The organism is Mesorhizobium sp. (assembly GCF_017306585.1).
Taxonomy (GTDB): Bacteria; Pseudomonadota; Alphaproteobacteria; order Rhizobiales; family Rhizobiaceae; genus Mesorhizobium.
Window position 1 is genome coordinate 1 of the sequence record NZ_JAFKIC010000281.1, and the last position, 13,396, is coordinate 13,396.

Annotated in this window: 13 protein-coding genes; 3 read left to right on the plus strand and 10 right to left on the minus strand. The window is 64.1% G+C overall.

What is annotated here, in order from left to right:
• Window positions 1-277, plus strand: a 277-nt coding sequence (locus tag J0I79_RS32290) for a M20/M25/M40 family metallo-hydrolase (RefSeq protein WP_292869344.1), incomplete at its 5' end; no start/stop codon positions are given.
• A gap of 15 nt (window positions 278-292) precedes the next feature.
• Here J0I79_RS32290 and J0I79_RS32295 read toward each other — a convergent pair.
• The 5 genes from J0I79_RS32295 to J0I79_RS32315 are packed head-to-tail and all read right to left on the minus strand — an operon-like array spanning window position 293 to window position 5,204.
• The gene (locus J0I79_RS32295; RefSeq protein WP_137932711.1) at window positions 293-1,228 is read right to left on the minus strand and encodes a LysR family transcriptional regulator; all 936 of its coding nucleotides are present in this window, start codon (window positions 1,226-1,228) and stop codon (window positions 293-295) included.
• A gap of 50 nt (window positions 1,229-1,278) precedes the next feature.
• The gene (locus tag J0I79_RS32300; protein ID WP_292869347.1) at window positions 1,279-2,769 is read right to left on the minus strand and encodes an aldehyde dehydrogenase; all 1,491 of its coding nucleotides are present in this window, start codon (window positions 2,767-2,769) and stop codon (window positions 1,279-1,281) included.
• 22 nt (window positions 2,770-2,791) lie between these two features.
• Entirely contained in the window at window positions 2,792-3,463 is a 672-nt protein-coding gene (locus J0I79_RS32305; RefSeq protein WP_292869350.1) for a DUF1028 domain-containing protein, read from the minus strand.
• 5 nt (window positions 3,464-3,468) lie between these two features.
• Window positions 3,469-3,885, minus strand: coding sequence for a RidA family protein (locus tag J0I79_RS32310; protein WP_292869353.1), 417 nt, complete (start codon window positions 3,883-3,885; stop codon window positions 3,469-3,471).
• A 44-nt stretch (window positions 3,886-3,929) separates the two neighbouring features.
• Complete coding sequence (locus J0I79_RS32315; protein WP_292869374.1) at window positions 3,930-5,204, minus strand: NAD(P)/FAD-dependent oxidoreductase; 1,275 nt, start codon at window positions 5,202-5,204, stop codon at window positions 3,930-3,932.
• A gap of 358 nt (window positions 5,205-5,562) precedes the next feature.
• On the opposite strand from J0I79_RS32315, the gene J0I79_RS32320 reads away from it, so the two are divergent.
• Window positions 5,563-7,161, plus strand: a complete 1,599-nt coding sequence (locus tag J0I79_RS32320) for a GMC family oxidoreductase N-terminal domain-containing protein (protein WP_292869356.1) — start codon at window positions 5,563-5,565, stop codon at window positions 7,159-7,161.
• Window positions 7,162-7,284: 123 nt separating this feature from the next.
• On the opposite strand, the gene J0I79_RS32325 is transcribed toward J0I79_RS32320, so the two are convergent.
• The 5 genes from J0I79_RS32325 to rocF form a co-directional block, all read right to left on the minus strand.
• A complete protein-coding gene (locus tag J0I79_RS32325; RefSeq protein ID WP_292869377.1) occupies window positions 7,285-8,043 on the minus strand; it encodes an ABC transporter ATP-binding protein in 759 nt (252 codons plus the stop codon).
• A 119-nt stretch (window positions 8,044-8,162) separates the two neighbouring features.
• Window positions 8,163-8,966 (minus strand): ABC transporter permease, encoded by an 804-nt coding sequence (locus J0I79_RS32330; protein ID WP_292869359.1) that lies wholly within the window; start codon window positions 8,964-8,966, stop codon window positions 8,163-8,165.
• A gap of 85 nt (window positions 8,967-9,051) precedes the next feature.
• Window positions 9,052-10,035 (minus strand): ABC transporter substrate-binding protein, encoded by a 984-nt coding sequence (locus J0I79_RS32335; RefSeq protein WP_292869362.1) that lies wholly within the window; start codon window positions 10,033-10,035, stop codon window positions 9,052-9,054.
• A gap of 500 nt (window positions 10,036-10,535) precedes the next feature.
• Entirely contained in the window at window positions 10,536-11,591 is a 1,056-nt protein-coding gene (locus J0I79_RS32340) for an ornithine cyclodeaminase (protein WP_292869365.1), read from the minus strand.
• 2 nt (window positions 11,592-11,593) lie between these two features.
• On the minus strand, window positions 11,594-12,526 hold the full coding sequence (rocF, locus tag J0I79_RS32345; RefSeq protein WP_292869368.1) for an arginase: 933 nt from the start codon (window positions 12,524-12,526) through the stop codon (window positions 11,594-11,596).
• A 133-nt stretch (window positions 12,527-12,659) separates the two neighbouring features.
• Here rocF and J0I79_RS32350 point away from each other — a divergent pair, with 133 nt between their 5' ends.
• Window positions 12,660-13,100, plus strand: coding sequence for an Lrp/AsnC family transcriptional regulator (locus tag J0I79_RS32350; RefSeq protein ID WP_292869371.1), 441 nt, complete (start codon window positions 12,660-12,662; stop codon window positions 13,098-13,100).
• Window positions 13,101-13,396: the final 296 nt, after the last annotated feature.

The window sequence follows — 13,396 nt, forward strand, 5'->3', positions numbered from 1 at the left end:
CGAGATCACCAACACCTATCCCGGCCTCGACACGCCTGCCGTCTCCGAAGCGGTGGCTTTCGTCAAATCGCTGACCGGCGCCAACAGCACCATGAAGGTTGCTTTCGGTACGGAAGGCGGCTTGTTCAGCCGCGATCTCGGCACACCGACGGTGGTCTGCGGTCCGGGTTCGATGGCGCAGGGGCACAAGCCCGACGAGTATGTCAGCGTCGAACAACTACGGCGCTGCGATGACATGCTGGAGATACTGCTGCAACGGCTGGCCGACGGCATGTGAGGGCCGCCGGCCGGTTCACTTCACAATGCGCTCGGTACCGAAGACGCCCTGCTCGACCACGAAACGGCGGCAGTGATCGACGAATGCCTGCACCGTCAGCGTGCGGTGCTCGGCATTCGGCAAGGCTATGCCCATGGTCAACGGCCTGACGTCTCCCAGCAGCGGCACGAAGACCAGCAGCTTGCCATCCGGCGACATTGCGTTGAGCGGCCGCATATTGGCGATGCCATAGCCGAACCCGTTGGCGACCATCGAACGCATCACGGCGATGTCGCCGGTACGCTCCACGATGTTGGGCCGCAGGCTCCGGGCCTGGAAGGCCGACAGAAAGTATTCGCGACTGTAGGGCAGATCGAGCAGCACCATCGGCTCGTCCACCAGTTCCTCGGGCGTGATGCCCGCCTTCCCCGCAAGGCGATGCGCGGCCGGCAGCATCACATAGGCCGGCAATTGCATCAGCGGCTCGAACGTCATGTCCTGCGACAGTTCGAGATCATAGGTCAGCGCGGCGTCTATTTCGCCGCGTTGCAGCATCTCGAACAGCTGACCCTGGTTGCGCTCGAACTGCCTGACGCGCACATCCGGATAGGCGTCCTCGAATTTGCGGCGAAGCGCCGGCAGCACGATCTGGGCGAAGGTGAGCAGGCAGCCTATCGCCAGCGGCCCGCGCACCTTTTCGGCGATGTCGCCGGCAATGTCGTGCAGCGCGTCAGCATCGTTGAGCAGTCGCGCCGCCTCCTTCAGGAACAGGCGGCCGCCGGCCGTGAGCGCCAGGGCATGCGAATGCTTGCGAACGAAGAGCTGCACGCCGAACTCGGCTTCGAGCTGGGCGATCGACGCCGAGATCGACGGCGGCGAGACATTCACCTGCTCGGCCGCCTTGGCGATCGAGCCGGCTTCGCCGACAGCGACAAAATATTCGAGTTGTCTGAGCGTGAAGCGGAGCGGCATGGGCTTCTATGATGCCCGTTTGGTTGCTGCAATCAAGCCGTGGTCGCTCCTCAGTATTTTATCCAGGTGGTTTTCAGCGCGGTGTATTTGTCGAGCGCATGCAGCGACAGGTCGCGGCCGAAGCCGGATTGCTTGAAGCCGCCGAAGGGGGTCATGGGGCTCAGCGCGTCGACGGTGTTCACGGAAACCGTGCCCACACGCAGCCGGTCCGCGACGCGGTGCGCCCGCGACAGGCTGTCGGTCCAGACCGAGGCTGCAAGACCGTAGATGCTGTCATTGGCGAGCCGGAGCGCCTCCTCCTCGCCGTCGAAGGCGACGACGGACAATACCGGGCCGAATATCTCGTCGCGGGCAAGCGGGTCGTCGTGCGCGACATTGTCGAAGATCGTCGGCTGGATGAAACTGCCGCGTCCGTTGACAGCAAGCTGGGCGCCGCCGGTGACCAGCCGGGCAGACTTCCTGCCGCCTTCGATGAAGCGCATGACATTCGCGGCGTGGCGCGTGTCCACCATCGCGCCCATCCTGGAGGCGGGATCGAGCGGGTCGCCAGGCTGGGTTGCCGCCGCCCGCTGCACGAGCCTTTCGACAAACGCATCCTTGATCCGGTGCTCGACGAACAGCCGGGAATTGGCCGAGCACACTTCGCCCTGGTTGAAGAAGATGCCGAAGGCGGCCATGTCGGCCGCCGCGTCCAGGTCGCCGCAATCGGCGAAGACAAGATTGGGGCTCTTGCCGCCGGTTTCCAGCCAGACCTGCTTCATGTTCGACTGGCCGGAATATTGCAGGAACATCTTGCCGACGGCAGTCGACCCGGTGAAGGCGAGGCAGTCGACATCCATATGCCGGCCAAGCGCCTGGCCGGCGGTCTCGCCGAGGCCCGGCACCACATTGAGAACGCCGGCAGGCAGGCCGGCTTCCATGGCGAGTTCCGCCAGCCTGAGCGCCGAGAAAGGCGACTGCTCGGCCGGCTTCAGCACCACCGAATTGCCGGCCGCAAGCGCCGGCGCGCATTTCCAGGTCGCCATGTCGAGCGGAAAATTCCATGGCACCACGGCTCCGACCACGCCGAGCGGCTCGCGCCGCACCAGAGCGAGGTCGCCACGGCCCGTGGGCGCTACCTCGTCGTAGATCTTGTCGATGGCCTCTCCATACCATTGGAAGATCGCCGCCGAGCCCGGCACGTCGATGGAGGCCGCGTCTCTGACCAGCTTGCCCATGTCGAGCGATTCCAGCAGCGCGAGTTCATGCAGGTTTTCCCGAAGCAGCTCGGCCAGTCGCAGCAACACCTGTTTGCGGTGCGCCGGACTTGTTCGCGACCAGACGCCGGACTCGAAGCTGCGCCGCGCCGCCGCGACCGCAAGGTCGATGTCTTCCTCCCCGCAGGAGGCGACTTCGGCCAGCGTTTCGCCTGTAGCCGGATTGACGCTGGCGAAAGTCCGCCCCGAGCGCGCGGGCACGGCTTTACCGTCGATGAAGGCCTTTTCGCGAAAACGGATTTCGGACGCCCTGGCGATCCATTCCTTGTGGCTGAGTTCGCTCATCACTGGCTCCAGACGGTCGCAGTCATTCGTCGCCGGGGACGCCGTAGCTCGGCGCGCCGGATGGGTTGAGGGCGCGGGTGACGTAGGCGTCCAGTTGAGGCTTGTAGATTTCCCACAGCCCCGCCAGTTGTTCGATCGGACAGGCTTCGGTCCAATCGCAGCGCAGATCGGCGACAGGCCACGAGACGTCACGCACCAGCTTCATTCCGGCGGAACGCACAGGTCCGGCCTCGCCGCCGGCCGCGAGCGCGGCCCGCATTGTGGCGATCAACCGGTCGCCGAGCTCGCCGTCAGAGGCAAGGAAAGCGTCGACCATGGCGCGCGGGATGCCGTCATTGGCGAGCAGGTTGCCGCCGCAGGCGACATTCTCACCGCGCGCCTCGGCCCAGATGCCGAGCGCTTTCGGTCCCGAATGAATGGCGCTGCCGCCGGCCGCATCGACAGCAAGGAGTTGGCGGTATTCGCTGTGCGCGGTGCGCTTCAGGATCGCGACCGCCTCGGCCGCCGAAGCGCCGCGCGCCATCAGGTCCAACGCCCGCGGCCCAAGCGTCGGGTCGGTGACGTTCTGGCTGGCGACCGCGCCGACACCCGCCTGCGCGTAGGCGCAACGCGCCGCGACCGCGGGAGACGACGACGACACCGCCACTCCGAACATGCCTGTGCGCCGACAGCGCGCGACGATGGAGAGGGTCATGGCGCCTAATCCGGAATTACTGCGGTGCCGTCGATCTCGACCAGCCATTCCGGCCGCGCCAGGGCCGACACGACAAGGCCGGTCGAAACCGGATGCACGCCCTTGATGTATTCGCCCATCGTCCGGTAGACGGCCTCGCGATGGCGCACATCGGTGAGGTAGATCACCACCTTGACCAGATGCTCCATCGTCCCGCCGCATTCCTCGATGAGCTGCTTGATGTTCTGCATGACCTTATGGGTCTGCTCGACCGGATCGTGGCTGTCGATGTTTTTGGCCGTGTCGAGATCCTGCGGGCACTGGCCGCGCAGATAGACGGTCCGGCCGCCCCGCGTGACGACCGCCTGGCAGAGATCGTTGTCGAGCTTCTGCTCGGGGTAAGTTTCCTTGGTGTTGAACTTGCGAATTCGTGTATGCGCCATCTTGGTCTCCATCGGGGCGGGCTAGCAGCGATCGTGGGCTCTGGTCAGGCATCCACCGTCTGGCGCTGCGCGGCAGCATGGTAGGCCAGATATTTTCTTTGCGTCGAAATACGGTCGGCCACGTGCTTGGCATCATGCCAGACGCCCCAGATGAAGCTCGACCCTCTTCGCGATTGCCAGGGCAGTCCCAGGAAATAGATGCCGGGCTCGGTCGAGACGCCGCGATGGTGCCTTGGCCGGCCCTTGTCATCGAAGGCGTCGACCTTCAACCAGCTGTAATCGACGGCAAAACCCGTCGCCCAGATGATCGTCGTTATGCCGGCTTCCGCCAGATCGAGCTCGAGGATCGGATTGGTCAGGCATTCCGGGTCCGGACCGATCCTGCGGAGATCCGGCTCCTCCGGAAGGTCCAGACCGTTGCGCACGACATAGGCGTCGGCCTCGTCAAGCAGCGACATCAGGTTGGCGTCGCCGCGCGCAATGTTCTTCGCGAGGTCCGGCGCGAAGGTCATCACGCCGTCCTGGTACGTCTTCGTCATGCCGACCAGGATAAGGCCCTGCGCGGCCAGACGGCGGAAATCGATCGTCTCGCCGCCGCGCGCGCCGCTAACCGCGATGGTGACATGTTCAGTGCCTGGCCCAGGCGTTTCCAGGTCCCATTTGCCGAGAACGCCAAGCCACCAGCAGAAGTCCCGCCCACGATAGGCCCGGGGTGGGCGGTCATGCGCGCCAACCGACAGATAGACACGCCTTCCCGAGCGCTGCAGTTCATCGGCGATCTGCACGCCCGACGATCCCGCTCCGACCACCAGTACCGCGCCTTTCGGTAATTGCGCGGGGTTGCGGTAGGCGCTGGAATGTATCTGCAGAATACCGGCGTCGCCGGGAACAAGAGGTGGAATGACGGGAACCTGGAAAGGTCCGGTCGCCGCGACCACGCTGTTGGCTTCAATGACGCCATCCGAGGTCTCGACCCGAAATCCCGGCCGGCCGGCATTTCTCTCAACGCATTTAACCTCGACGCCGCAGCGGATCGGCGCATTGATCTGCTTTGCATAGGCGGCAAAATAATCCGCAACCTCCTCCTTGGAGGGAAAGCCATCGGGCCCGGTCACGGGAAATTCCATGCCGGGAAAACGGTCATGCCAGGCCGGGCCGTTGGCAACCAGGGAGTCCCACCGCTGCGAACGCCAGCGCTCGGCAATGCGGCCGCGCTCGAGAACCAGATGCGGCACCCCACACTTGCTCAGGTGCTCGCTCATGGCCACGCCTGCCTGGCCGCCACCGACGACAAGCGTGTCTACTTCCTCAACCGACATGCCCAGTCCTTTTCTGACCATCCGACAGCTTCCGGCGCGCAAGAACCGCCTTCGGGCGCCCGTCGGGCGCGGCCCGTTTCGCCGTTCTTCCGGACGCGCCCTCACGCCATCCGGCCTCCCCTCCATTAGCGCTGACAAGTAGCAGCAGGCGCTGGCGCGCGCCCATAACGAATCTCCGAAGTCACGCGTAACCATTTCCGAATTTATGGGTGGGTTTGGCGCACCTAGACTTGCAACGATCGCATTGGCACCGATGGCACGAGGAGCATTGCTGGGCGGGCGGGCCTGGTCATCAGGACCGGGCCCAATCGCGCCTTGCTCGCCAATGCTGCGGACACCGGCATTGCATGGAGTTGGGATGGGCGCTGAGAGCTTTGACTACATCGTCGTCGGCGCGGGTTCGGCCGGCTGCGTGGTCGCCAACAGGCTGAGCGCCGACCCCTCGGTCAGCGTCTGCCTGATCGAAGCCGGCGGCAGCGACAACAGCCTGCGGGTCAAGGTGCCGGCGGGCATCCTGTCGCTCTACGGCAACCCGAACTATGACTATTGCTTCGTCGGTGTGCCGCAACCCCATCTCAACAACCGCCGCGTTCCTGTCAATCGCGGCAAGGCGCTGGGGGGATCGAGCTCGATCAACTCGATGGTCTATATCCGGGGTGCCGCCGAGGATTATGACGAATGGGCCTCGCTCGGCTGCGCCGGCTGGGCCTACAGCAATGTGCTCCCAGTTTTCCGCGCCCTGGAGCGCAATCTGCTCGCCCAGGACCCGCGCTATCACGGAACGCGGGGAGAACTGCTGGTCGACAATCCGCGCGACCCGAACGTGCTTTCCGGCATGTTCGTCAAGGCCGGTCAAAGCGCCGGCCTGCCCGCCAACAGCGACTTCAACGCCGAAAGCCAGCTCGGTCTTGGCATCTACAACGTCACCCAGGATCGCGGTCAGCGCTTCAGCAGCTTCAGCGCCTTCATACGGCCGGTACTTGGCCGCGAGAACCTGACGCTGATCGGCGAATGCGAGGTGACCGATCTTGTCATCGCCGACGGGCGCGCAACGGGACTGCGCGTGCGTCATGGCGGCGAGCAGAAGACACTTGCCGCCCGGCGCGAGATCGTGCTTTCGGCGGGCGCCATCAACTCGCCCAGAATCCTGATGGCGTCCGGTATCGGGCCCGCTGCCGAGCTCAAGCAGATCGGCATCGAGCCTGTTCTCGACCTGCCTGGCGTCGGCAAGAACCTGCAGGACCATGTCGACGGCATGATCACCGTGCGCTCGGGCAGCAACAGGACGCTCGGCCTGTCGCTCGCCAACCTGCCCCGCATCGCGGCCGCGCCCTTCCAGTATTTCGCGCGTCGCAGGGGCATGCTCACCACCAACTATGTCGAGGCCGGCGGCTTCGCGAAGACGAGATACGCGAACGGTCTTCCCGACATCCAGTTCCACTTCGTGCCGGGCTATCGCAGCCATCGCGGCAGGCTGATCGAATACGGCCACGGCTATGCCATCCACACCTGCGTGCTGCGGCCGAAAAGCGTTGGGGAGATCACGCTTTCGCGGGACAGTTCGCGCCGGGACGTCCTCATCGACCACCGCTTCTTTTCCAGTGAAGACGACGCGATGGTGCTGGTCGAAGGCATCAAGATCGCACGCCAGATCTTCGCTTCGTCCGAGTTCGACGCGATACGGGGCAAGGAGATGCTGCCGGGCAAGGATGTCAGAACCGATGACGAAATCCTGGCCTATCTGCGCGCCGAGGCGCTGACCGTCTACCACCCGGTGGGAACCTGCAAAATGGGGACGGATGCGATGGCGGTCGTCGATCCCGCGACATTGAAGGTGCGGGGCATCGAAGGCTTGCGGGTCGCGGATGCGTCGGTGATGCCGAAGCTGATCGGCGGCAACACCAATGCGCCAAGCATGATGATCGGCCAGAAAGCGTCGGAGATGATGCTCGGCTGACCCGCTGTGTGTCCGTTCGGTCAGCCTGTGTCGGTTGTTCGAAGCGGCTCCGCCCCATAAGAGCGAAGGCGGCATGGTCGATCACGAAGCGTACCCGTTTGAACCCTCCGCCGCCCCGACACCTCAGTGATCCTCGTCGATCTCGTCGTGCAGGAGCCCAAGGATACGACGCTTCAGCGCGATGAACTCGGGTTCGAGGATCACGTCCATCGAGCGCGGCCGGGGAATGTCGACCTTGATCTCGGCCTTGATCCTGCCGGGGCGGGCAGTCATCACCAGAACGCGGTCGCCCAGGACGAGCGCTTCGTCGATATCGTGGGTGACGAAGAGCACCGTCTTCTGCTGCCGTTCCCAGACACGCAAAAGCAGCTTCTGCATGGTGCCGCGCGTCTGGCTGTCGAGAGCGCCGAACGGTTCGTCCATCAACAGCACGGCCGGGTCGTTCGCAAGCGCCCGCGCGATCGCGACACGTTGTTTCATGCCACCGGACAATTGGGCGGGGTAATGATCGGCGAAGGCTGCCAGGCCGACCTCCTCGAGGTACTGGTCCACGATCCGCTTGCGCTGCTCCGCAGGCAGGCCCTTGCGCTTGGGACCGTACTCGATGTTGGCGCGCACCGTCAGCCAGGGAAAGAGCGTATAGCTCTGGAACACCATGCCTCTGTCAGCGCCGGGTTCGATGACCTCCCTGCCATCGACCTTGATGCTGCCGGAGGTCGCGTCGTTGAGGCCGGCGGCGAGATAGAGCAGGCTGGACTTGCCGCAGCCGGAAGGTCCGACGATGACGCAGAATTCGTTCCTGGCCACCTTGAGCGATACATCGTCCAGCGCCAGCACGCCGTTGGCCTCGCCGTAACGCAGTGTCACGTCTTCAACGGCCATGGTGATGCCGGCCGAACGCACGTCGGTTGCCGATACCGCGCCGGCCGAAGTGCTCGCCTTGATGGATTCAGTCATCACTACCCTTGATCCGGCTGCGGTTTGTGTGGTTGCGTTCAAGATCAGGGTGCCCATGGCGCGACCCTCGCTCGGAGAAGACGGAATGCGGTGTCGGTGATGAGGCCCAGAAGCCCGATGGCGGCGATGGCCATGAAGATGACATCGACCTGGAAGCCGCGCATCGCCTTGAGGCTGATATAGCCAAGCCCGCTCGAAGCGGCGACGAGTTCGGCCACGACCAGGTAGGTCCAGGCCCAACCCATGGTGACGCGGAGCGTGTCGAGGATCGCGGGAAGCGCTGCGGGAAAAATGACATGCCACACCGCTTCGCTGCGCTTGGTGCCCAGGGTATAGGAGGCATTCACCAGGTCCCTGGATACGCCGCGCGCGCAATCGGAAATCATCACCAATTGCTGGAAGAAGGTACCGAAGAAGATCACCGCTATGCGCTGCTCGATGCCGATGCCGATCCACAGGATGAACAGCGGCACAAACGACGTCACCGGCAGGTAGCGGATGAAATTGACCAGCGGCTCCAGCGGCGCCTGCACCGCCCGGTAGGTGCCCATCCAAAGGCCGAGTGGCACGGCAATCACCGATGATACGATGAAGCCAAGCAGCACCACCTTGGCGCTGGTCAGCGTGTGGTAGAACAGACTGCCATCCAGACCCATGCGATAGGTCGTCTGCAGCACCGTGCCTGGCGTTGGCAAAAACATGTTGGGTACGACGCGTCCATAGGACAGCAAGGCCCAGCCGCCGATCACGACGACCCACATCGCCAGCGCAAGCGAGGTCGCCGTGCTGGCGGGAATGTTGGCGAATGGGGTCGTCAGGCGTGTCCACGCCGTCCGCCTCTGTGCCATCGGATGGCCTCCATTGATTAAGCGCGAAATCCGGCTTTCGATAGAATGGGGGCGGCCCCCAGGAACCGCCCCCAGCATCGAAAGCTCACTGTTCCTTGATGAAATCAGTGTCGAGGATGGTTTTCGCGTCGATCGTCATCTTGAGCTTGCCGGCCTTGCCCCAGATATCCTGCGCGAAGTTCACCAGGTCGGAGGCCTCGCTCTTTTCCGGCGTGCCGAAGAATTCCAGATTGCGGGCGCGGTCGTAATAGCGCACGCCCTTGGCGCCGGCCGCGAAATCCTCGGGCTTTTCGAGATAGCCGCCAATGCCCTTGGCCATGATCTCATAGGCCTTTTCAGGGTTGGCCTTGATGTATTCGACCGCCTTATAATAGCCCTTCACGAGTGCCTTCACGTCCTCGGGATGCTTTTCAATCAAATCGCATTTGAGGGCGATCACGTCCACGATCAGGCCGGGCGTGGTCGTGGAATCGATCAGCACTTTTCCTTTCCCGCCCTTGCGGACTTCGGTGAGATGCGGCTCCCAGGTGACGGCGGCGGGCACCTGGCCGGCGATGAAGGCTGTCGCGGCATCGTCGGCGGTCATGTTGGTGACGCTGACGTCGTCCTCGGTCATGCCTTCCTTCTTCAGGAGCACATTGAACCAGAATTCGGAGACCGAGCCTTCGTTCAGGGCGACGGGTTTGCCCTTCAGGTCCTTCAGCGACGCGACATCGGCCTGCGTGACCACACCGTCGCCGCCATGGCTGTCGTCGAGCGCCAGGACGTATTTGAAGCAGAGCTCGTCGGAGCGGTATTTCATCAGCTCGTCGACGGTGGACGCGGCGCCGTCGAGGTCGCCGCCGGCGACCGCGGCCATGTAAAGTGCCGACTCTTCGATGACCTTCAGGTCGACATCGACGCCGGCCTCCTTGAAGTAGCCGAGGTCACGGGCAAGAAACAGCGGACCATAGCCGACCCAGGTCGTCATGCCGATACGGATGGCGCCGGCATTGGCGGGAGCGGCAAGCCCCAAGCCCAGCAGGCCCGCGCTGACCGTGGCCAGCAGGCAATTGCGGAATGTCTTCATTGTCGTGGTTCCCCTATGATTGTTGTTGGCATCGGTCTTGTTCGAGTTGCGTACGCCAAGCCGTGGCTCGGCAGCCGCCCTCTTGTTATGCGTCGCCTCCCGGGCGGACCTTGCGTGTTCTAGGTTCGGGAAAAGAGCATCCGGGCCGGATCGCAAAAAGAAGTCTTTTTCTGTCTTTTGCTTCGCCGAAACCGAAGTAGCCCGCCAACGGGCAGACACTGGGCGTAGGGGAATGGATAGCCAGCACCTCCCGATGGCCGTGGGGAAGTGCCTCCCGGCCAGGGCCTTGAGCAGCGCTCAAGCTCTACCGCGACAGGCGCTCCACGAGCATGGCCGAGAGGTCGCGGCCCGCTGAGGAGCCGACGTGAAGTTCACGATGCTGAAAGGCGAGACGCCCGAGGAATGTCCTTGGGCGCCAACATCGTGAAGGGCATCAAGATGCTTTCGGGGACGCGCGCTACAAGCTCGCCAAGCGAGTCTTGCTCGTCACCGACGGCCCGTCACGCCGCCGGCTGCATGGCCGCCCTCAGCAGCATGCCGAACAGGTCGCGCGGCTCATCAGGATCGGCGAGCAGGTCGAGTTCCTCGTAAAGGCCGGTCGCCTGCAACTGGTCGCGCACATAGCGCAGCGCCGAAAAATCCTCGATCGCGAAGCCGACTGAGTCAAACAGCGTAATCTGCTTTGCGTCACGGCGGCCTTGCGTCTTGGCGGCAATCACCTGCCAGAGTTCCGTCACCGCATGGTCGGGATCCAGTTGCTGTATCTCGCCCTCGATGCGTGTCTGGGGCGGGAACTCGACGAAGATATCGGAGCGCAGCAGGATATCCCTGTGCAATTCGGTCTTGCCGGGGCAATCGCCGCCGACGGCGTTGATGTGAACGCCGGAGCCGACCATGTTGTCGGTGAGGATGGTGGCACACTGTTTGTCGGCGGTGACGGTGGTGATGATCCCGGCCCCCTCGACGGCCTCCTGCGCGGTCTCGCAGACGGTGATGTCGAAGCCCATGCCAGCCAGATTCCTGGCGCATTTGCGTGAAGCGGACCGGTCGATGTCGTAGAGCCGAAGCCGGTCGACGCCGGTCAGCGCCTTGAAGGCGATGGCCTGGAATTCCGACTGGGCGCCGTTACCGATGATGGCCATGGTGCGTGCGCCGCGCGGCGCCAGATATTTAGCGGCGACCGCCGATGTGGCGGCGGTGCGCAGCGCGGTCAGGATGGTCATCTCGGTGAGCAGCATGGGGTAGCCGCTGCCGACATCGGCGAGCACGCCGAACGCCGTGACCGTCTGCAAACCCTGGCGCATGTTCTTGGGATGGCCGTTGACATATTTGAAGCCATAGAGGCGCCCGTCGCTTGTCGGCATCAGCTCGATGACGCCGTCATGGCTGTGCGAGGCGATGCGCGGCGTCTTGTCGAAAAGCTCCCAGCGGCGGAAGTCCTCCTCGATATAGCCGGCGAGTTCGGTCAGGAAGCGCTCGACGCCGATGGCGAGCACCAGCTTCATCATGCGGTCGACGCTGACGAAGGGGACGATGTTCAGCTTTGCCGTGGTCATGATCAGAAGCTCCCGGAATGGCTGCGCGTGGGGCGGTCCATGATGCGGCGCCCCATCAGGCTCGCCGTCAGGTCGACCATCAGCGTCGCGGTCCGGCCGCGCTCGTCCAGAAAGGGGTTCAACTCGACCAGGTCGAGGCTCGACACCAGCCCGCTGTCCGACAGCATCTCCATCACCAGATGCGCCTCGCGGAACGTCGCGCCGCCGGGAACCGTGGTGCCGACCGCCGGCGCGATCGAGGGATCGAGGAAGTCGACATCAAGACTGACATGCAGCAGCCCGTCCTCGGCCGCTACACGCGCCAGGAAAGCGCGCAGCAGCGGCGCGATGCCATGCTCGTCGATGGCGCGCATGTCGTGCACGGTCACGCCCGCCTGGTTCAGCGCGCGGCGTTCGGCCGGGTCGACACTGCGCAGGCCCATCGTGCAGATGCGGGAGGGATCGACCGCCGCCGGCAGATCGGGGAAGTAGCCGCTGAACCCCGGCTGGCCGCTGGCATAGGCGAGCGGAACGCCATGCAAATTGCCGCTGGCCGTGGTGTCGAGCGTATGGAAATCCGGATGCGCGTCGAGCCACAGTACGAACAGCGGCCGCCCGGTTTCGGCGGCGCGGCGGGCGAGACCCGACACGGTCCCGGCCGAGATCGAATGATCGCCGCCGAGAAAGATCGGCATGGCGTCCTCGCTGGCGGCGTAGGCGGCTTCGGCAATGGAGGATGTCCAGGCTGAAATCTCGGGCAGAGCCTTCAGCGCCAGATTGCCGTGCACGATGCGCCTGGCCGCAATTGGCTGGACGGCGCCCATATCCTCGACACTGTGGCCAAGCCCGGACAGCACCTGGACCAGTCCGGCGGTCCTCAGCGCACTCGGCCCCATTTCGCATCCCATCCTGCCAGCGCCGTCCTGCACGGGCGCTCCGACGATTCTGCAACGCATTGTTTTTCCTGATGCCTGGGTTCGGGTGGCCGTGAGAGGACCACGACGGCCCGGCGATATGAACAAATAAAATTGGCAATTCGAGAAGCATGATCTATCGTAATGGCAGCATAGATGATCAGAATGGTAATTCATGGATACGTTGGATGAACGGCTCGTGACCTTATTGCGGCATGATGCGCGCCGCAGCGTCTCGGACCTCGCTGTCGACCTCGGCGTCTCGCGCGCCACGGTCAGGGCCCGTATGGAGCGGCTGGAGCGTTCCGGCGAGATCATCGGCTACACGGTGGTGCTGCGCGCCGACGCCGTCGACCAGCGCATTCGCGGCATCATGCTGGTCGAGATTGAAGGCCACGCCGCCGACCGCGTGGTGCGTGCGCTGGGCGGCTTCCCTGAAGTCTCGACCATCCACACCACCAACGGCCGCTGGGACCTCGTTGTCGAGCTCGGTACCGCCACGCTGACGGATTTCGACGCCGTGCTCAGGCGCATCCGGCTCATTGCCGGCATCACCGGCAGCGAAACCAGCCTGCTCCTGGCAACGCCGCGCACCACCCGGGCAAGACTGGGGTGATGCTTGCGGGCAAACGGCCGAACCGGCGTTGCGGCTGGATGTGTGGCCTGAACGTCTCGCCGGCCGTTACTCCTCCCTGAACGCCCTGCCTGTGCATTCGTCGCGGGCCGCGGCACGGCGCGAGAGGCCCCCTATTCCACCGTCACTGACTTGGCGAGATTGCGGGGCTGGTCGACGTCGGTGCCCATGAAGACGGCGGCGAAATAGGCCAGCATCTGGATCGGCAGCGCATAGATGATCGGCGAGATGAGTTCCGGCACGTCCGGAAGCACGATCGTCTCCATCGTCTTCAGGCT

Coding starts and splice junctions, on each gene's coding strand:
- J0I79_RS32335 (WP_292869362.1), bottom strand. CDS start 10,035: ATGAAGACATTCCGCAATTGCCTGCTGGCCACGGTCAGCGCGGGCCTG.
- J0I79_RS32350 (WP_292869371.1), top strand. CDS start 12,660: ATGGATACGTTGGATGAACGGCTCGTGACCTTATTGCGGCATGATGCG.
- J0I79_RS32295 (WP_137932711.1), bottom strand. CDS start 1,228: ATGCCGCTCCGCTTCACGCTCAGACAACTCGAATATTTTGTCGCTGTC.
- J0I79_RS32315 (WP_292869374.1), bottom strand. CDS start 5,204: ATGTCGGTTGAGGAAGTAGACACGCTTGTCGTCGGTGGCGGCCAGGCA.
- J0I79_RS32300 (WP_292869347.1), bottom strand. CDS start 2,769: ATGAGCGAACTCAGCCACAAGGAATGGATCGCCAGGGCGTCCGAAATC.
- J0I79_RS32330 (WP_292869359.1), bottom strand. CDS start 8,966: ATGGCACAGAGGCGGACGGCGTGGACACGCCTGACGACCCCATTCGCC.
- J0I79_RS32320 (WP_292869356.1), top strand. CDS start 5,563: ATGGGCGCTGAGAGCTTTGACTACATCGTCGTCGGCGCGGGTTCGGCC.
- rocF (WP_292869368.1), bottom strand. CDS start 12,526: ATGCGTTGCAGAATCGTCGGAGCGCCCGTGCAGGACGGCGCTGGCAGG.
- J0I79_RS32310 (WP_292869353.1), bottom strand. CDS start 3,885: ATGGCGCATACACGAATTCGCAAGTTCAACACCAAGGAAACTTACCCC.
- J0I79_RS32340 (WP_292869365.1), bottom strand. CDS start 11,591: ATGACCACGGCAAAGCTGAACATCGTCCCCTTCGTCAGCGTCGACCGC.
- J0I79_RS32325 (WP_292869377.1), bottom strand. CDS start 8,043: ATGGCCGTTGAAGACGTGACACTGCGTTACGGCGAGGCCAACGGCGTG.
- J0I79_RS32305 (WP_292869350.1), bottom strand. CDS start 3,463: ATGACCCTCTCCATCGTCGCGCGCTGTCGGCGCACAGGCATGTTCGGA.